This is a genomic window from Neorhizobium galegae (assembly GCF_021391675.1).
Lineage (GTDB): Bacteria > Pseudomonadota > Alphaproteobacteria > Rhizobiales > Rhizobiaceae > Neorhizobium > Neorhizobium galegae_B.
The window spans coordinates 370974-389963 of sequence record NZ_CP090095.1 but is presented as its reverse complement, the minus strand read 5'-3'; the positions used below and the strand labels follow the sequence as shown (position 1 = coordinate 389963).

20 protein-coding genes are annotated in these 18990 nt (G+C 61.7%); 8 read left to right on the top strand and 12 right to left on the bottom strand.

Annotated features, from left to right (window positions below):
* Positions 1–56: 56 nt before the first annotated feature.
* Positions 57–890, top strand: a complete 834-nt coding sequence (locus LZK81_RS01870; protein ID WP_233955016.1) for a tetratricopeptide repeat protein — start codon at positions 57–59, stop codon at positions 888–890.
* A gap of 299 nt (positions 891–1189) precedes the next feature.
* Here LZK81_RS01870 and LZK81_RS01865 read toward each other — a convergent pair whose 3' ends face one another.
* From LZK81_RS01865 to LZK81_RS01825, 9 genes are all read right to left on the bottom strand, one after another.
* A complete protein-coding gene (locus LZK81_RS01865; RefSeq protein ID WP_233955015.1) occupies positions 1190–2164 on the bottom strand; it encodes a type II secretion system F family protein in 975 nt (324 codons plus the stop codon).
* Positions 2165–2176: 12 nt separating this feature from the next.
* Positions 2177–3190 (bottom strand): type II secretion system F family protein, encoded by a 1014-nt coding sequence (locus LZK81_RS01860; RefSeq protein ID WP_046602976.1) that lies wholly within the window; start codon positions 3188–3190, stop codon positions 2177–2179.
* A gap of 13 nt (positions 3191–3203) precedes the next feature.
* Entirely contained in the window at positions 3204–4694 is a 1491-nt protein-coding gene (locus LZK81_RS01855; protein WP_046602975.1) for a CpaF family protein, read from the bottom strand.
* 15 nt (positions 4695–4709) lie between these two features.
* A complete protein-coding gene (locus LZK81_RS01850; protein ID WP_046609597.1) occupies positions 4710–6005 on the bottom strand; it encodes an AAA family ATPase in 1296 nt (431 codons plus the stop codon).
* Between the two features lie 21 nt (positions 6006–6026).
* Positions 6027–6752 (bottom strand): CpaD family pilus assembly protein, encoded by a 726-nt coding sequence (locus LZK81_RS01845; protein WP_233955014.1) that lies wholly within the window; start codon positions 6750–6752, stop codon positions 6027–6029.
* Positions 6753–6758: 6 nt separating this feature from the next.
* Positions 6759–8300: a type II and III secretion system protein family protein gene (locus tag LZK81_RS01840; protein ID WP_418936462.1), complete on the bottom strand. Its 1542-nt coding sequence runs from the start codon at positions 8298–8300 to the stop codon at positions 6759–6761.
* A gap of 13 nt (positions 8301–8313) precedes the next feature.
* The gene (gene cpaB / locus LZK81_RS01835; RefSeq protein WP_046609596.1) at positions 8314–9126 is read right to left on the bottom strand and encodes a Flp pilus assembly protein CpaB; all 813 of its coding nucleotides are present in this window, start codon (positions 9124–9126) and stop codon (positions 8314–8316) included.
* A gap of 113 nt (positions 9127–9239) precedes the next feature.
* Positions 9240–9755 (bottom strand): A24 family peptidase, encoded by a 516-nt coding sequence (locus LZK81_RS01830; RefSeq protein WP_233956428.1) that lies wholly within the window; start codon positions 9753–9755, stop codon positions 9240–9242.
* A 126-nt stretch (positions 9756–9881) separates the two neighbouring features.
* Entirely contained in the window at positions 9882–10073 is a 192-nt protein-coding gene (locus LZK81_RS01825) for a Flp family type IVb pilin (RefSeq protein WP_233955013.1), read from the bottom strand.
* Between the two features lie 402 nt (positions 10074–10475).
* Between LZK81_RS01825 and LZK81_RS01820 the strand changes: the two genes are divergently transcribed.
* From LZK81_RS01820 to LZK81_RS01790, 7 genes are all read left to right on the top strand, one after another.
* Entirely contained in the window at positions 10476–10886 is a 411-nt protein-coding gene (locus tag LZK81_RS01820) for a pilus assembly protein N-terminal domain-containing protein (RefSeq protein WP_233955012.1), read from the top strand.
* 100 nt (positions 10887–10986) lie between these two features.
* A complete protein-coding gene (locus LZK81_RS01815) occupies positions 10987–11625 on the top strand; it encodes a TadE/TadG family type IV pilus assembly protein (protein WP_233955011.1) in 639 nt (212 codons plus the stop codon).
* Positions 11625–12218 (top strand): TadE/TadG family type IV pilus assembly protein, encoded by a 594-nt coding sequence (locus LZK81_RS01810; RefSeq protein WP_046602971.1) that lies wholly within the window; start codon positions 11625–11627, stop codon positions 12216–12218. The genes LZK81_RS01815 and LZK81_RS01810 overlap by 1 nt, the downstream gene beginning before the upstream one ends.
* A gap of 112 nt (positions 12219–12330) precedes the next feature.
* Entirely contained in the window at positions 12331–13551 is a 1221-nt protein-coding gene (locus LZK81_RS01805; protein WP_233955009.1) for a phosphopentomutase, read from the top strand.
* The gene (locus LZK81_RS01800; RefSeq protein WP_233955008.1) at positions 13548–14564 is read left to right on the top strand and encodes an adenosine deaminase; all 1017 of its coding nucleotides are present in this window, start codon (positions 13548–13550) and stop codon (positions 14562–14564) included. Before LZK81_RS01805 ends, LZK81_RS01800 begins: the two co-directional genes overlap by 4 nt.
* 61 nt (positions 14565–14625) lie before the next feature.
* Complete coding sequence (gene upp, locus LZK81_RS01795; RefSeq protein ID WP_046603487.1) at positions 14626–15255, top strand: uracil phosphoribosyltransferase; 630 nt, start codon at positions 14626–14628, stop codon at positions 15253–15255.
* Positions 15256–15378: 123 nt separating this feature from the next.
* A complete protein-coding gene (locus LZK81_RS01790; RefSeq protein ID WP_046609464.1) occupies positions 15379–15894 on the top strand; it encodes a TIGR02281 family clan AA aspartic protease in 516 nt (171 codons plus the stop codon).
* Here LZK81_RS01790 and deoA read toward each other — a convergent pair whose 3' ends face one another.
* The 3 genes from deoA to LZK81_RS01775 form a co-directional block, all read right to left on the bottom strand.
* Entirely contained in the window at positions 15895–17205 is a 1311-nt protein-coding gene (gene deoA, locus LZK81_RS01785) for a thymidine phosphorylase (RefSeq protein ID WP_233956425.1), read from the bottom strand.
* A gap of 4 nt (positions 17206–17209) precedes the next feature.
* Positions 17210–17980 carry a deoxyribose-phosphate aldolase gene (gene deoC / locus LZK81_RS01780; RefSeq protein WP_233955007.1) on the bottom strand — a complete coding sequence of 257 codons (771 nt, stop codon included), beginning with the start codon at positions 17978–17980 and terminating at the stop codon, positions 17210–17212.
* Between the two features lie 213 nt (positions 17981–18193).
* Positions 18194–18982, bottom strand: a complete 789-nt coding sequence (locus tag LZK81_RS01775) for a purine-nucleoside phosphorylase (RefSeq protein WP_233955006.1) — start codon at positions 18980–18982, stop codon at positions 18194–18196.
* Positions 18983–18990 lie beyond the last annotated feature (8 nt).

Below are 18990 nucleotides of genomic sequence, written 5' to 3'. Positions count from 1 at the left end.
ATCTGCCCGCTCCCTATTCGGAGGACGCGGCACCGGACCGAACGAGACCGCACCCCATGACCGCTTCCGCAGCCGTGACGCTTCGCAAGACCCGCCTCGCCCAGACCGCCGCCCTCGCAATTCTCGCCGTTCTCTCGGTCACCGGCTGCGCGACAAAGCGGGATGTGGAAACGACGGGCTCTATCCCGAGGGCCTCGGCCGCCTCTATGGACGGCATGAACGCGAACGATCTTGCCAGCACCGAGAAGTCTGTCGGTGCGAGCTATGCCCGCGATCCCAAGAACAAGCAGATCGGGCTGCAATACGCGACAGTGCTCGGAATGACGGGCAAGAATGCGCAGGCGCTCGCCGTGATGCAGCAGGTGGTGATCGCCCATCCGGCCGACCGCGACGTGCTGGCGGCCTATGGCAAGGCGCAGGCCGGCGCCGGCCAGCTCGAACAGGCACTCGCGACCATCAACCGCGCCCAGACCCCCGATCATCCGGACTGGCGGCTCTATTCGGCCGAAGGCGCCGTGCTCGACCAGCTTGGCCGCTCGGCGGAGGCCCGCCAGAAATACCGGATGGCGCTCGATACCCAGCCGAACGAACCGAGCGTGATGTCCAATCTGGGAATGTCCTACGTGCTTTCCGGCGACCTGAAGACCGCGGAAACCTACATGCGCAATGCCGCCGGCCAGCCCGCCGCCGACAGCCGCGTCCGCCAGAACCTGGCGCTGGTGGTCGGCCTGCAGGGCCGTTTCGCGGAAGCCGAACAGATCGCCCGCCGGGAACTCTCGCAGCAGCAAGCCGACGCCAACGTCACCTATCTCCGCTCGATGTTATCCCAGCAGAATGCCTGGGCAAAGCTCGCCGACAAGGATGGCAAGAGCAAGCCCAATACGAATTGATCGGGCTCCCGCATTCCCGACAAAAAACCGGCCTCGCGCCGGTTTTCTTGCTTTCGGGATCGACGCGCCTTTCAGATAAGGCGTGAAATGACGGTAATGATTCCGCCGATCAGGACGAGGTTCACGCAAAGTCTTGTCAGCATCGGGTATCCTCCAAAATCACGTAGCTCTGGACCCGCGTTGCGTCAGCAGGCGGATCTTCGTGCGATAAGGGGATATTCATCGATCGCCGCTGAATGCGGTCTGAAGCCGCAATTCAGGTGGCGTTCACCGTCGGCTCGGCGCCGCGGCCGGTTTCATCAAAACTTGTCGGCGACCTGGATGCCGGCCGGGCCGAGAATGACGGCGATCAGCACCGGCAGGAAGAACAGGATCATCGGCACGGTCAGCTTCGGCGGCAGGGCCGCGGCCTTCTTTTCCGCCTCGTTCATCCGCTCGTCGCGGCCTTCCTGGGCAAGCACGCGCAGCGCCGAGGCGATTGGCGTACCGTAGCGTTCCGCCTGGATCAGCGCCTGTGTAACCGCCTTGACGATATCGAGCTGGGTGCGGATGCCGAGATTTTCGAGCGCGGTGCGGCGGTCCTGCAGGAAGGAGAGCTCGGCCGTCGTCAGCACCATTTCCTCGGCCAGAGGCGGCGACGCCTGCGCCATCTCCTCGGCCACGCGGCGCATCGCCGCCTCCATGGAGATCCCCGATTCGACGCAGATCAGCATCAGGTCGAGCGCATCGGGCCAGGCCCGCTTGATGGAAAGCTGGCGTTTCTTCACCCGGTTGGAAATGTAGATGTTCGGTGCATAAAAACCGATATAGGCGACGACGATCGCCGCCAGCATCCGGATCGGGAGCGGCCGGGTGGCGAGGTTGCCGAGCACGAAAATCCAGACGATGGCGCCTGCGAGGAAAACGAAGGGCAGCAGGAAACGGGCCAGCAGGAACATGTTGAGGGCGTTCTGCGACCTCAGGCCGGCGGCACGAAGCCTGTTGACGGTGTTGTCGTCCACCAGCGCCTTGCGCAGATTGAAGCGCTCGACGATCTGCCGGACGGACTGATTATTCTGCGCGCGCAGCGACGTCTTCGACTGTTCGGAATTCATGCGGGCGCGTTCGCGGGCGCGGATCTGTTCGCGCTCGGTGGAGACCGCCTTCATGCGCTTGTCGAGGTCTCCCTTTTCGAGGAACGGGCTCGCCAGCGTGTAGAGGGTCGCGAAAACCGCCACGGCCACCAGGATGGCGAGCAGTGTGGTCGGGTCGGTGAGCGTCGTTGCCAGTCCCATCGCTGCATCCCCTCAGATGTCGAAGTTGATCATGTTGCGCATGACGAAAATGCCGATCGACATCCAGACGCCGGAAAGCAAAAGGATCAGGTGGCCGCGCGGATCGGTGAAGATGATCGAGATGTACTGAGGCGAGGTGAGATAGACGAGCAGCGAGACGATGAACGGCAAGGCGCCGATGATTACCGCCGAAGCCTTGGCTTCCATCGACAACGCCTGCACCTTGGCCTTCATCTTCCTGCGCTCGCGCAGCACCTTGGAAAGATTGCCGATCGCTTCGGAAAGATTGCCGCCGGCCTGGCCCTGGAGGGTGATGACGATCGAGAAGAAATTCACTTCCGGCAGCGGCATGGTCATCATCATGCGCGTGCAGGCTTCCGGAATGCTCAAGCCCACTTGCTGGGATTCGATCACGCGGCGGAATTCCGTCTTCACCGGTTCCTGGCCGTCGGAAGCGATCAGCCGCATTGCATCGTTGAGCGGCAGGCCGGATTTGATCGATCGCACCATGACGTCGAGCGCATTCGGAAATTCCTGGAGAAACTTGTTCTGGCGACGCTTGACCAGGAAACCGATGATCCAGCGCGGCAGCCCGACCGAGCTGACGAAGGCGGCACCGACGGCGGCGAGCAGCGGCAGGCCAGCGATCAGGGCCACGAGGAAAACGAAGACGCCGAAAAGGACGCTGAAAATATAGAAGCGGCCCATCGTCAGGGACAGGCCGGTCTGGGGCAGCTTGGCCTTCAAGCTGCCGTCGGCCATCTTCTTGTTCTTCTCTTCCTGCTTCTTCTCCAGGTCCTTGATCGAATCCTGCATGGACTTGCGGCGCTTGGAAAGCTCCTGCACGCGGTCGCGCGCGGCCTTGACCTTGTTGAGATCGGTTTCCGCCGATTTCACCCGGTTGAGCCGGCTGTCGGCCTTCTTTTCCACTTCCATGCGGGAGAACAACAGCGCGTAACAGACCGCCGCCGCGGCGACCGCCACGAGGGCGATGATCGCCACGACATTGATATCCAGCCCGAACATGGAACCCTGCTCCTCAGCTCTTGGTTTTTTCCATCGCGTCAAGCGCGGCAGAAAGGCGCTTTTCCTCGTTGTAATAACGGGCGCGGTCCCAGAAATGCGGCTTAACGATACCGGTCGACATATGCTTGCCGATCAGGCGGCCATTGGCGTCCTCGCCGTCGATCTCGTAACGCATCAGGTCCTGGGTGATGATCACGTCGCCTTCCATGCCGACCACCTCGGTGATCTGGGTGATGCGGCGCGAACCGTCGCGAAGGCGGGCCGCCTGGATGATGACGTCGATCGAACCGGTGATGATCTCGCGCACGGTCTTGGCCGGCAGCGAATAGCCGCCCATGGCAATCATCGATTCCATACGGCTCAGGCATTCGCGCGGCGTGTTGGCGTGGATCGTGCCCATCGACCCGTCGTGACCGGTGTTCATCGCCTGAAGCAGGTCGAAGACTTCGGGTCCGCGCACTTCGCCGACGATGATGCGCTCAGGGCGCATGCGCAGGCAGTTCTTGACGAGGTCACGCATGGTAATCTCGCCCTCGCCTTCGATGTTCGGCGGGCGGGTTTCCAGGCGAACCACATGCGGCTGCTGCAGCTGCAGTTCGGCGGTGTCCTCGCAGGTAATGACCCGCTCTTCCTTGTCGATGTAGTTGGTCAGGCAGTTCAGCAGCGTCGTCTTGCCCGAACCGGTACCGCCGGAAATCACGATGTTGCAGCGGACGCGGCCGATGACCTGCAGAAGCACGGCGCCTTCCGGGGTGATCGCGCCGAACTTGACGAGCTGGTCGAGGTTCAGCTTGTCCTTCTTGAACTTACGAATGGTGAGCGCCGGTCCGTCGATGGCGAGCGGCGGCGCGATGACGTTGACACGCGATCCATCCGGCAGGCGCGCGTCGCAGATCGGCGAGGATTCGTCGACGCGGCGGCCGACCTGACTGACAATGCGCTGGCAGATCGACAGGAGCTGGGAATTGTCGCGGAAGCGGATTTCGGATTCGATCGTCTTGCCGGCGACTTCGATGAAGGTCTGCCCGGCGCCGTTGACCATGATGTCGGAGATGTCGTCGCGGGCGAGCAGCGGCTCCAGCGGGCCGTAACCCAGAACGTCGTTGCAGATGTCCTCAAGCAGTTCCTCCTGCTCGGAGATCGACATCGCGAAGTTCTTGATGGTGATGATATCGTTGACGATATCGCGGATTTCCTCGCGCGCGCTTTCCGCATCGAGCTTGGCAAGCTGGGAGAGGTCGATCGTATCGATCAGCGCCGAGAAGACCTGGCTTTTGGTGTCGTAATAGAGTTCCGTGCGCGCCGGGCGCTTGCGGGCCGTGGATTGCGGCGCGAGCGGCGGCGGCGAAGAGATCTGCTGCCGCTGGGCAACCGGATCGCGCACCGGCTCGGCAAGGACTTCCGGAGCGGCGGACCGCGCCGCGGCAGGCGCAGGTGCAGCCGGCAGCGGCGGCGCTACGCTGCCGCTCTTCCCAAATCCCTCGTTTCCGCGTTTTCCAAACATACCGGTTTCCTGGTGTTAGGCCTTCTTGCGCCCGAGCATGCCGAGCATCTTGCCGAGGCCACCCTTCTTCACCTTCTTCATGGCGATGCGACCCGTGACGATGTGGGCGATCTGGGAGAAGGTTTCGGCGATAGGCGACTTGGCGTCGATTTCGGAGATCATGCGGCCGCTATTGGCGGCATTGCCGAACAACAGCACGTCGAACGGCAGGATGGCGATCGGCTCGATCTCCAATGGTTCGATGAAATCGTTCGGAGCGATCTCCGGACGTTTCGGCATGCCGACCTGGTTGAGGATCAGATGCGGCGCACGGTCGTTCGGGCGAAGCTTCTTCAACGCATCGATCATGTTCTTGGTGTTGCGCAGGTTGGCGAGATCGGGGACCGCGCAGATCACCACCTCGTCGACCTCCGACAGAACCGCCCGCGTCCATTCCGTCCAACCATGCGGGACATCCAGAACGGCCATCGGCGCGCTGCGCTGCAGAAGCTCGATGATCGGCGTGAAGGCGTTGCGATCGAAATCATAGGCGCGATCGAGCAGCGAGGGAGCCGCCAGCAGCGAGAGATGCTCGGAGCACTTGGTCAGAAGGCGATCGAGGAAGACCTCATCCAGGCGTTCCGGCGCGAAGACGGCTTCCGCGATGCCCTGGGCCGGGTCCTGATCGAAGTCGATATTGGCGGTGCCGAAGGGAAGATCGAGATCGGCCAGGATGGTTTCGGTCGAGAACAGGTTCGAAATGCCGAAGGCGCAGTTATGCGCGATGGTCGAGGCACCGACGCCGCCCTTGGCACCGATGAAGGCGATCGATTTGCCGAGCGGTTCGGCTTCGGGATCCACGAAGATCGCCGAGATCGAAGCCAGCATGTCAGGCATCTGTACAGGGCCGACGAGGTATTCGGAAATGCCGTTACGGATCAGTTCGCGATAGAGCGAAATATCGTTGTAGCGGCCGACGACGATGACCCTGGTCGAGGGGTCGCACACTTCCGCAAGCGGCGTGAGCTCGTGGAGCAGGTTCTTCGGCTCGGCGTCGGTTTCCAGGATGATGAGGTTGGGGGTCGGGGTGGACGAAAACATGTTGGCGGCAGCACTGGTGCCGCCGATCGTCACTCGGAGATTGACCTTGGCCATGCGGCGATCGCGGGCCATGCGGTCCATCATGCGCTGCATCCCTTCGCTTTCGCAGAAGGAATGGATAGAGATGCGCGGCAGCGGGCGCAGCGCGTCGAAATCGCCCGGACGATCGGCGTCCTCGGCAAACCCCTCACCCTGGCCGGGAGTGCGGATTTCGTAGTTGATCGCGCTCATCGTGTTCTCCGGTTCACTGGCTTACGGCGTCGTCGTGGCGGTGCCGCCGGTGCGGTAGTCGCTGATGACCTTGGCGCGTTGGGTGGCGTCGATCGGTGTTATGGCGCGCGGGGCGATGAGGTCGGTGGGATTGGCCACCTGAGCTGCAAGGTTGTTCTGGCTGGCGCAGCCGAAATTGTACCAGTTCTTGTTGCCGAACGTGTTGTCCGACAGGTCTGCCGGCCACTCGCCGCACTGGCCGGTCATCGCCTTGGTCGTCACGTAGGAAAGCCGGATCGGCGCTGCATCGCCATTCGGCGAGGCAGCATAGCTGCTCATCAGGATCCGTTGCGGCTTGATGCCGGAACGCGTCAGCTCGCGGCGGATATCGCCCGCCAGATGCTGGGCTGCACCGGAATTATACGAGCCGGATGGCACCTGGATCTGCATCACGCCGGCCGGCGACGCCATGAAATTCTGCGCAAATCCCTTCACTGTATCCCTCATTCCCGTCGTCAGGCGGACATCGCCCGAGGCGATCGGAATATCGAGGGTCGACTGGCCTTCCGCCAACACGATCGGATGGCGGGTGCGATAATCGTCGGGGATGGAGCCTGTGGTGAGCTGGCTGTTGCCGCAGGCCGACAGGAGCAGGCCGGATACGGCAAGCGCCAAGGCTGCGGCGACCCCGCTGCGACGGGACCTGGTTACACCCTTGGTCATGGCATCCTGTCCTTCGGCCGAGATTTTCTGGGTTTCAATGTCCATGACCGCTCACTTGTAGATAAAGCCTACGGCGCCGTGATACTGGCCCGCCGCGACGGGTTCCTTACGGCCGTAGATCTTGTTGACGCGGTTCAGGAAGAAGGTCGCGGCATCGTTTTCCGGATTGAAGTTGTCGTCCGGCCGAGCGATCTCGTTGCGCGCAACGGGACGGACCAGATAAGGCGTCGCGATGATCACGAGTTCGGTTTCGTTGCGGATGAAGTCCTTGCTGCGGAAAAGCGTCCCGAACACCGGAACCTTGGAAATACCAGGAAGGCCGGACATTGCCTGTCGGACATTGTCCTGCACCAGGCCGGCGATCACAATGGAGCCGCCGGATGGCAATTCGACCGTGGTCGAAGCCTCGCGCTTGCGGATCGACATATAGGTATTGCCCGGAACCCGCAGCGAAGCGCCGTTGCCCGTCACGGCGGAGCCTTCATAAGTCGGCTCCGACACGTTGGTTTCGATCACCAGGCTGATGCGCCCGGGCGACAGAACGACGGGCTTGAAGTTCAGTTCAATGCCATAATCGACCGTATCGACCGTCTGCGTGACAGTACCCTCTTGCCCATCGACTTCCTGCTGGCCGGGCAGGCGGTATTCACCGCCGACATAAAACTTCGCTTGCTGGCCGGAAATGGCGGTCAGGCTGGGTTCGGCAAGCGTGCGCATGACGCCCGCCTGTTCCATGGCGTTCATGTAAGTCGAAAGGCCGACATTGCCTATGTTGCCGGACAAGACGCCTTGAGCAGCCAGGCCGACGGCATTTCCAAGATTGGCGGGGTTGGCAAAGGAAATCGAGCCTTTGGGGCCGGTCACAGAACCATTGAAACCGAGCTGCTTCAGCACCTGCCGGCTGACTTCCGCAACCGTCACCTTCAGCGTGACCTGGTCCTCGCCTTCGATCGTCAGAAGGTTGACGATCTGGGACTGCTGTCGGTTTTCGGCGAAGATATCCGCGTCGCCGTTATTGCCCTGAGCCGTAATATTCCGGGTGGTCGCCTCACCGCCCTTGAGGAAGGCGGTGGTCAGCTTTTCCGCCTGCGCCGAATCCTGCGGTGTCCGGACGCTGCCTGACAGAACGATGTTGTCCGAGATGATCTCGACCTTGATGTTCGATTCCGGCAGGAACCGGCGAAGGTTCTGCTCGAGACCGGAAATATCGCGCTCGATTGCCACGTCCAGGCTGACGATTTCCTCGCCGTTGGGTCCGAAGACGAAGATGTTGGTCTGGCCAACGGTCTTGCCGAACAGATAGATCCGGCGGGAGGTGCGCGTCACCGCGTCAGCCATGCTCGGGTCGGCCACCAGAATGTCGTGGGCGTCGGATGGCAGGTCGACGACCAGGGCCTTGTTGAGGCCGAGTTGAAGCCGTTTGCGTATTCCAGGCCCGCCTTCGGTGATGCGGACGACGCTGTTTTCGGCCGCCAGGGCTTGCGCCGGCTGAAGGCTGATCGGGACGATATTCAGCGAAACGCCGGAAAAGGCGAGGCAAAAAGCCATGCCTGCCGCTACCGAGCTACGAATCTTGTGTTTCAGACTGTTCACTTGAGCGCTCCGTTCATTTCGCCTGCACCGCCGTCGCCGTGCTCTTGACGATCGCCCCCGATTTGATGACCTGGATATCCGCCTTGCCATCACCCCCATGCAGCAAATAGTCCGGGGCTACCGTGTCGCTTTCCTGCGAGTCCGCGACCGAGCGCAGCGCGAGCGTCAGCCGCTGAGCCATCTGCTGGGCAACGGCGATGACCTTTGCCTGATCCGGCGTCAGTTCCAGCGTCGCTGTCGTGCCGACGACGGATTTCTTGCCGTCTTCGCTCTCCTGGACCTGCTGATCGATTGCGAGGACGCGGACGTTGCTCAGGATGTTTTCGGTAATGTAGTTGCCGTTGTCCTTGTTCTCTCGCACCATGATGATGTCGACGCGATCATTCGGCAGCACAAAGCCGCCGGCGCCAGTCGCAACCGAGATCTCGGTTGCGACCGCCCGTTTTCCGGATGGCAGCAACGAGGACATGATTCGGCTGGAGGAATCGGCGATCTTCTCGGCGCGCATCGGCTCGCCCTTGAACATCGGCATGCGGACCACGACGCCCTGAAGCTCGGTCATGGCGTTCGGGCGCGTCGAATCGGTAATGAACCCGTCGACGATGCCGCTCGACGGCCAGGACATCCACTGCATCGACTTGTCGTTCAGGCGGCTGCCCACGGGCAGGTTCTCAGCCGAAACGAGTACCTTGACCGTCGGCTCCTTCTGGATGACGGTTTCCACCAGTTCGGGTGCCTTGGTGCCGGAAAGGCGCATGGCAATCATGCCGGCGAGGCCCGCCGCCACCACGGCAACCGCTAGAATAATGATACGGGTGGGCTTCATGGCCATTCCTTGAGGGAACACTAACTTCCCGGAGAATGGCCTCCAATGGTGTAATTATAGTTAATGAGAAGCTTACAATTCTGGTTAACGCGATCTTTCAATCGCTGAAACCTTTATTGAAACGCCTTCATGGCCAGGAGATAGATCGGTGCCTGCTCGAAGGTCAGGAAGCCCGCGATCGCGATGGCGATCCCGTAGGGGATCTTCTTGGCGTTGACGAGGGATGGCGGAAGGGGAATACCCATGGCCATGACCGACCCCGCCTGCGAGCGCAAAAGCAGGAAAACGAGGGTCACCGCACCGCCGACATAACCGACGGTGACCAGGAAGACGAGAAGCGAGTGATTGAAGCCGAACCAGATGGCAGCCGCGGTCAGCAGCTTGGCGTCGCCGCCACCCATGACGTTCAAGGCGAATAGCCCGAAGCAGACGCCGAATACAGCGAGGCCGGCAACGAGGCTCATGCCGATCTCCGGCCATGCGACGCCTGAAAATGGCGCGAGGATGAGAAAGGAAGCGAGAAGGGCTACCGATACCCGGTTTGGGATCGTCATCGTGACGAGATCAGAGATAGCGGCAAGCGCCAGTCCGAGCGGCAGGATCGACAGAACCAGAAATGCAACAATCATGCTTGCCATTCGTTCTCCATCCCGGTGATTTGCATGCCGAAGGCTGCCAAGGCGTAGAGTTTCAAATAGGCAAAGCCGCCCCTGCGGGCGGCTTCGCGTAGATACATATCGAACCGATGTGTCGAATTATCGGGTAGCCGCAGTGGTCTCAGCGGCGGTCATCTTCGACGAGATGGTATTGAAGGTGGTGCTCAGCGAGTTGCCGAGGGTCGTTGCGCCGGCGATCAGGGCAACGGAGATGAGCGCTGCGATAAGGCCATACTCGATGGCGGTCGCACCAGACTCATCTTTCATGAAACGAGCGAAAATCTTGGTCATGGAACTCTCCTACTCCACATTTGTTGTTCAGCACTTCCCGACAACTGTTTTCCGTTGTTCGGATGACTGCAACCTACAGAGGGACGATTGCCATCGGCTTAAGGAACATCGTTACCTTCCGGTTAACGGAGGATTGCCGGTTGCGTGGTAAACGAAGGGGAAAGAAAAAAACTTGCATTCGAACGACCACCCACCCATGCTCATAATTTGCTAATGTACATTTTTTTACAGTGTCTTAATTTGCATGCAGAAAGCCTGAAATTCGCCTCCATGGGTTGCAATCCAAGCCAATCGGCAATGGTTAAGACGAGACCAAGAGCCGCCTTCTGTGCCACTTAACCCTTCATTCACCAATCGCAGCCATCCTTGGGCAGATAACAATCTCACCTGAAGGCCCCTCCAATGCTGTTCCGTAGCGTCATGGTCCGACTCCTCGCCATATGCGGTGTCGTCTTCGCGGGCGCGGGGCAGTCGGCGGCGCAGGACCAGGGGGACCTTCTGCGCGTATTCATGAATCACGCGCGCGTGCTGAAACTTGATAGGCCCGTCAGCAAGGTCATCGTCGGCAACTCGAACGTGGCCGATGCCACCGTTGCCGATTCCACCACGATCGTCCTTACCGGCCGCAGCTTCGGCACGACCAATCTCGTGCTGCTGGACGCCGAGGGAAATGCGATTGCCGACGAACGCGTCCTCGTTTCGATCGACGAGGGAAACACCGTGCGCGTCTTCCGGCAAACGGAACGTTCCATCCTTTCCTGCACACCCAATTGCGAGCAGCACGCCGAGTTCAAGAACACCGCTACGCCCTGATCGGGGACAGGTGGTTAAACTGCGGGCGATCGCTGCAACGGAATCTCAACAATCCAGCCATAGGATCGGCACGCTCAAGCCGGGCTGTCGGACGGGAACCATGTGCCAGGATTATGACGATACCAGAAGCAAGGCGCCTATGCCGGTGAGAGGCAAGGGCACGTGGCGGCGGATTGTCCGCTCCAAGGACGGTGCGGCCGCAATCGAATTCGCGTTGCTGGCCATTCCCTATTTCCTGATCGTCTTCGCGATCGTCGAAACCTTCATCGCCTATACGGGAGAACAGCTAGTCGCCAATGCCGTCGACACGATGGCGCGCAAGCTCAGGACCGGCAACATTACCTATGGGCTCAATCGCGGCACAGACAAGACCCGAACAGAATTTCGCCGCGCCTTCTGCGGCGAAATATCGATCATGATCAAGTGCAGCGAGGAAGAAATCGCGACGCCCGATAAACTTCACCTCGATGTCCGTTCGTTCGCCACCTTTGCACTGATTCCGACCACAATTCCGCGTTCCACCTCCGGCAGCGCTTTCGGCGAGCTCGACACGTCTTCCTTCGCCTATGCGCCAGGCCCCGCGAAAAGCATCAACATGCTGCGCGCCTATTACCGCTGGGACGTCATCACCGATCTGATCCGGCCTTACATCACCAATGTGCGGCCTGAGGGCGGCGGGCGTCCGAACTATTTCCTGATTGTCGAAACATCCGCCTTCCGAGCCGAGGATTATCCGTGATGGAAGAGCAGCCGATCCAGTCCCAGAAGCGATATCCGGGCGTGTTGACCCGCCTCAAGCAGCTGGTGGCTGACCGGCGCGGCGTCGGAGCAGTGGAGTTCGCCCTGATCGCGCCGCTCCTTCTCAGCCTCTATATCACGTCCTTCGAGATCACCATCGGACTGAGCGTCTCCAAGCGGGTGACGCATAGCGCGAGCACCATCGCCGATCTCGTGACCCGGGAAACGAACGTCGACAAGACGATCCTCATGACGATGAAGGATGTGACCGCAAGTCTTTTTGCGCCCTATACGCCCAGAACGCTCAGCATCAAAGTCACGGGGGTGGCGCTCGATGCCACTGGCAATCCGACCGTCGCCTGGTCATGGGATCAGGAGAATGGCAGGCCGTATGTGATCGGTTCTGCGGTCCAGGTGCCGGCCGATATGCACATAGCCAATTCCTTCCTTGTCCGGGCGGAAGTCTCTGTCCATCATGAACTGTTGATGTTCATGTCGGGTCTTTTGCCGAGCGAGGTGCGCGACCTCACCATTTCGCGCGAGTATTTCTACCGTCAGCGCCTCGGAGACAGTGTCAACTGCACCAATTGCTGAAGTGCATCGGACGTTATCCCCTTTGCCAATACGTCACCACGGCTATATGAATCCCGATTCGAGCCGGCCAGCAGAACCGTCGGCTGACGATATTCAAACTTCCGGGTGACCGATGGCGCGTGCCTTCCTGTTCGTTCTTGATTCATTCGGCGTGGGCGGTGCCCCGGATGCGGACGAGTATGGCGATCTGGGCTCCAACACGCTGGGGCATATCGCGGAGTTCTGCGCCGCCGGCGTCGGCGACCGGGCGGGCCTCCGGGAAGGCCCGCTGCATCTGCCGAACATGTCGTCGCTCGGGCTTCTGGAAATCGCCAAGCTTGCCAGCGGCGACTATCCCGCCGGCATGCCGATGCCGGAGCGGATCTTCGGCCTGCACGGTGCGGCCAACGAAATTTCCCGCGGCAAGGACACGCCGTCCGGCCATTGGGAAATCGCCGGGACGCCCGTGATGTTCGATTGGGGTTATTTCCCGACCGAAGGCGAGGCTTTCTCTCCCGAACTGGTGGATGCCATCTGCCGCGAAGGCGACATTGCGGGCATTCTGGGCAATTGCCATGCCTCCGGCACCGAAATCATCGCCCGGCTCGGGGAAGAGCATATCCGCACCGGAAAGCCTATCTGCTACACGTCGACGGATTCCGTATTCCAGATTGCCGCCCACGAGACCTATTTCGGCCTCGACCGGCTGCTCAGGCTCTGCGAAACCGTTCGAGTGCTGCTCGATCCGCTGAATATCGGCCGGGTGATCGCGCGGCCCTTCCTCGGCGAAACGGCGACTACGTTCCAGCGCACCGGCAATCGCCGCGACTTCTCCGTGCCGCCGCCGGAGCCGACATTGCTCGACCGGCTGATCCGGGGCGGCCGGTCGGTGCATGCCATCGGCAAGATCGGCGACATCTTCGCACATCAGGGCGTTTCGCGCGTCATCAAGGCGGACGGCAATGCGGCGCTGATGGAGGCGACGCTTGCCGCGATGGACGAGGCGACCGTCGGCGATCTGGTCTTCACGAATTTCGTCGATTTCGACATGCTTTACGGCCATCGCCGTGACGTGCCGGGTTATGCCGCGGCGCTCGAAGCCTTCGATCGCGCCCTGCCGGACGTCCACCGGCGGCTGAAGCCCGGCGATCTGGTTATCCTCACCGCCGACCATGGCTGCGATCCGACCTGGCGCGGCACCGACCACACTCGCGAGCGGGTGCCGGTCATGGCGTTCGGGCCGGGCATCCGCTCCCGCTCGATCGGGATCAGGTCGACCTACTCGGACATTGCCGAAACAATCGCCGCGCATCTCTCGATCCCGCTTGGGCCCAACGGATGGAGCTTCCTTTGACCAGACACCTCCTCAAGGCCGAGATTCACTGCCATATCGAGGGCGCCACGCCACCGGCACTGGCAGCAACCCAAGCCAGGAAATATGGCGTCGATGCGAGCAAGGTGTTGCGTGACGGCGCCTATGTCTGGTCGGACTTTTCCGAATTTCTCGTCTGCTACGATTCAGTGGCCAGCCTGTTCAGAACGGCCGACGACTACGCGCTGCTGACCGAGACCTATCTTCTGGAACTCGCCGCCGCCAACACGATCTACAGCGAGATCATCGTATCGCCCGACCACGGAGACCGGATCGGGCTCGGGGCGGACGCCTATCTCGCCGGCATCTGCGACGGCATCCATGCGGCACGCGAAAAGACTGGCATCGAAGCGCGGATCATCGTGACCGGCGAACGGCATTTCGGCCCGGACCGGGTGATCTCGGCCGCGGAATATGCGGCGCGGGCGAAAAACCCGCTGGTGACCGGTTTCAACATGGCCGGCGAGGAACGCATGGGCCGCGTCGCCGACTATGCCCGCGCCTTCGATATCGCCCGCGATGCCGGATTGGGGCTCACTATTCACGCCGGCGAGGTCTGCGGTGCCTTCAGCGTTTCCGACGCGCTCGATCTGGTGAAGCCTTCCCGGATCGGCCATGGCGTCCGGGCGATCGAGGATCCGGCACTCGTGGAACGGCTTGCCGAACTCGGCACCGTGCTGGAGGTCTGCCCGGGCTCGAACATCGCGCTGAATGTGTTTCCGGATTTCGACAGCCACCCGCTGAAACGCCTCAAGGCCGCCGGGGTTCGGGTCTGCATCAATTCCGACGACCCGCCGTTCTTCCACACCTCGCTCGCCCGCGAATACGACATCGCCTCGGGGATCATGAGGATGCCGGATGACGAGATCGATGAGATGACGCGCACGGCGATCGAAGCTGCCTTTGTGGACGAAGAGACAAGGGCGAAGCTGATCGCCCGGTTCGACGCGCAGAGCGGGCCAGAGGCTGGGGATGAGGCGGCCATGCGCGCCTGACGGCTTGCGGAACCGGCCTTTTTCCTGAAAGAAGAGACAGGCAAACAACAAGGGGAAGCTCATGGACGGCGTCACTGTCATCGATCATCCGCTGGTGCAGCACAAGCTGACGATCATGCGCAAGAAGGAAACCTCGACAGCGGGTTTCCGGCGGCTGCTCCGGGAAATCTCGATGCTGCTCTGCTACGAGGTAACCCGCGACCTCGAACTGACCATGGAAACGATCGAGACGCCGCTCGTTGAAATGCAGGCGCCGGTCGTCGAGGGCAAGAAGCTGGTCTTCGCTTCGATCCTGCGTGCCGGCAACGGGCTTCTGGAAGGCATGCTGGAACTGGTGCCTTCGGCCCGCGTCTCGCATATCGGCGTCTATCGCGACCACGAGACGCTGCAGCCGGTCGAATATTACTTCAAGGCGCCGGAGGATATCGCCGAACGGCTGATCATCGTCGTCGATCCGATGCTGGCGACCGGCAATTCCTCGATCGCCGCGGTGGACAAGCTCAAGGAACGCGGAGCGCACAATATCCGCTTCCTCTGCCTGCTTGCAGCCCCCGAAGGCATCGCAAACTTCCACGCAGCCCATCCGGATGTGAGGATCTACACGGCCTCGATCGACAGCCATCTCAACGAGAAAGGCTATATCGTGCCTGGCCTCGGTGACGCCGGCGACCGTATGTACGGCACCAAGTAAGTAGTTTAGAATTCACTTACCAAGCTTTGAAATGAACGGCCTGCGGAGATTTCGCGGGCCGTTTTCTTATGATTTCTCCGCTATGCAGGAAGCGGATATCCGGTTCATGCCGAGAGGTTGTTCATGCTCCTGCGCACCGTTATTTTCGCAGCCGTTGCGGCGCTGCTGGCGACACAGATCCCGGCGATGATCCAGCGTGCCGATCATCCGCCGGAGGCGATGGCCGCTGTCGAAGCGCCCGCGAAGGTGACCCCTGTCTCGGTGACGTCCGGCAGCGTGACGCTGGAAGCGGATGGACGCGGACATTTCAACGGCACGTTCCGGATGAACGGCAAATCCGTCGAGGGCCTCGTCGATACCGGGGCGTCCCTGGTGGCAATCAACGAGAGCACTGCGCGCAAGCTGGGCTACAGCGCCAACGGCCTGGATTTCCGCTACACGGTCAATACCGCCAATGGCGGCACCGAGGCTGCGCATGTGGTCCTCGACCGGATCGAGATCGGCGGCGTGCGCGTCAAGGACGTCGATGCCTTCGTGCTGCGCGACAAGGCGCTGACCGGCACCCTGGTCGGCATGAGCTTTCTCAAGAAGCTGAAATCCTTCCAGGTGGAAGGCGGGAACCTGAAGCTGATCCAGTGATCAGCCGATGCGCTTGAGGATCACCGGCGTGGCTGCGGGCGGAGCGTCTGAGATCGTATAGAAACGGGCGATATCCTCGGCGATCCGCTCGGCATCTTCACGGCTTGCCGCATGCACCATGGCGATCGGCTCGCCTTCCGACACCTGCGTCCCGAGCGGCAGAAGCTCATTGATGCCGACACGATGATCGATCGGATCCGCCGCGCGCTTGCGGCCCCCGCCGAGTTCGACCACGGCCAGGCCGAGGGCGCGGGTCTCGCAGGCGGCAAGGTATCCATCCCGCGGTGCCGGCACACGCAACCGCACCGGCGCGCTCTGCAGATAGGCATCCGGCCGCTCGCAGAAATCCACTGGTCCGCCGAGCGCATGGACCATGCGGGCGAAACGCTCCATCGCTTCGCCGGAGCTCAGGGCCAGTCGCGCATTCTCCTCGGCTTCCGACAGGTCACGCGCCACACCTGCCTGAACCAGCATTTCCGCTGCCTCCGCCAGGACGACGGCTTCGAGCCGCGTGCCGGCCTTCAGGCCAGCCAAGAAATCGAGACAGTTGACGATTTCGAGCGCATTGCCGGCCGCATCGGCGAGCGGCTGATTCATGTCGGTCAGCAGCGCAGCCGTCTTCACGCCCGCTCCATTCGCCACCTCGACCAGCGAGCGGGCGAGCGTCTCCGCCTCACCTAAGCTCTCCATGAAGGCGCCGTTGCCGACCTTGACGTCCAGCACGAGGCTGCCAAGCCCGGCCGCGAGTTTCTTGGAGAGGATGGAGGCGGTAATCAGCGGCACGGATTCGACGGTGGCCGTCACATCGCGGATACCGTAGAGCCGGCGGTCGGCGGGGGCGAGGTCGCTCGTCTGTCCGATAATGGCACAGCCAACCTCGTCTACCACTTTGCGGAACAAAACCTCGTCCGGCATGACGCTGTAACCCGGGATCGACTGCAGCTTGTCGAGCGTGCCGCCGGTATGGCCAAGCCCGCGGCCGGAAATCATCGGAACAGCAAGGCCGCAAGCCGCCGCGATCGGGGCAAGCATCAGCGAGACATTGTCGCCGACGCCGCCGGTCGAGTGTTTGTCCGCCACCGGCCGACCAAGACTGTCCCAATTCAGCACTGTCCCGGAATCACGCATCGCGAGAGTGAGCGCCACTGTCTCATCGCGGGACATGCCCCGAAAGAAGACAGCCATGGCGAAGGCAGCCGCCTGTCCCTCGGAGATTTCCTCGCTTGTCAGGGCCGCAATGAAGGCCGCGATCTCGTCGCCGGCGAGGACTTTTCCGTCGCGTTTGCGACGGATGATCTCCTGCGGGATCATCCTGTCAGTAGCCGCTTGATGCGCGGACAGTGGTGCCGCCACTCAGCACGCCGAGAATATCGTCAAGCAGGCTGGATGCGCCGAAGCGGAAAGTGGACGGCATGATCCAGTTCGGAGCCATGATCGTTTCGGCAAGCCGGAAGTAGAGATCGGCGTCGACGACAGTCGATATCCCGCCGGCAGGCTTGAAGCCGACCCGCTTTTTCGAATCCCGGATCGCCTGCAGCATGATATCGGCCGCTTCGAGCGTCGCGTTGACGGCGACCTTACCGGTCGATGTCTTGATGAAATCGGCGCCGGCGGCAATCGCCAGTTCGGAACCGCGGCGGATCAGCGCGCTGTCCTTGAGTTCGCCCGTCTCCAGGATCACCTTCAGGCACGCATCGGGGCAGGCTGCGCGGACCGCCTCGACCATTTCGGTCACCGCGGCCTCGTGGCCCGCGAGCAGCTTGCGATAGGGAATGACCACGTCGATCTCGTCGGCACCGTCCTCGATCGCCAGCCGCGTCTCTTCGATCACGGTCGCGACGGCCAGATCACCCGACGGAAAATTCACGACGGTCGCGATGCGGACCGGATGTTCGGGGCCTAAGATCTGGCGGGCATGGGCGACGAAACGCGGCCAGATGCAGATTGCCGCCGTATTGCCATAGGGCGTCTGCGACCGCAGGCACAGTTTCTCGATCGCGGCGTTGTCGCAGTCGTCGCGCAGGTTCGTCAGGTCGAGAAGCGATAGCGCGAAGGCTGCCGCCTCACGCGGGCTCAGGAGTTCCATGTCGAAGTGCCTCCCCGGCTTGCTTACCGCACCGTGCGCCGATGGCGCGCCGGGGACGCGGTAAATTCAAAAGCGACGCAGGTCCGGTCAAAATCTGTTCGATTTCTGGGTCATGCGGCTCGCCCATATTTATCGTTCAAACGATTAGATGCAAGCCACACCCGGGCAACGCATAACCCCACGGGACGTATCCGCTTGAAATACATCGTGTAATCAGGCCAACATTTCTTTCAGAATAGCCGCCAGTCGCTGCCCTCCGACGGGGGCCATGTCCTTGGTTTCCGCGTGGCTGAGCTCCGCACCGGTCATGCCTGCGCCGAAATTGGTGATGACCGACGCGGCTGCGACCTTGAGCCCGAAATAGCGCGCGAGGATGACTTCCGGTACCGTCGACATACCGACCGCGTCGGCGCCAAGCGTGCGCGCCATGCGGATTTCCGCCGGCGTCTCGAAGCTCGGTCCGGAGAACCACATATAGACCCCGGAAAACAGCGGCACGCCGCAACGGATCGCCGCATTGCGCATGTCGAGCGCGAGGTCCGCATCATAGGCGGTGGTCATGCCGACAAAACGCCCGTCGCCTTCCTCGCCGATCAGCGGGTTCATGCCGGAATAGTTGATGTGGTCGGAAATCTGCATCACCGAGCCTGGCGGCATATCTTCCCTGAGAGAGCCTGCCGAGTTGGTGAGGATCAGCGACTGGACTCCGAGGCCCTTCATCACCTCGATCGGAAAGCGCATCACCTTGGCGTCGCCGTGTTCGTAATAATGGGCGCGGCCGGACAGCATGATGACCGGCTCCGCTCCGAGATGACCGGCGACGATCTCGCCCGCATGGCCCGTGACGCCGCTCACAGGAAAGCCCTCCAGCGCGCCATAAGGGATGCGGACAGCCTCCGTTACCTGGTCCACCAGCGAACCGAGGCCGGAGCCGAGCACGATCGCGTGGCGCGGCATCAGGCCGTTCAGGCGATTGACGAGCAGGTCGATGACTTGCCTCATGTCCATCG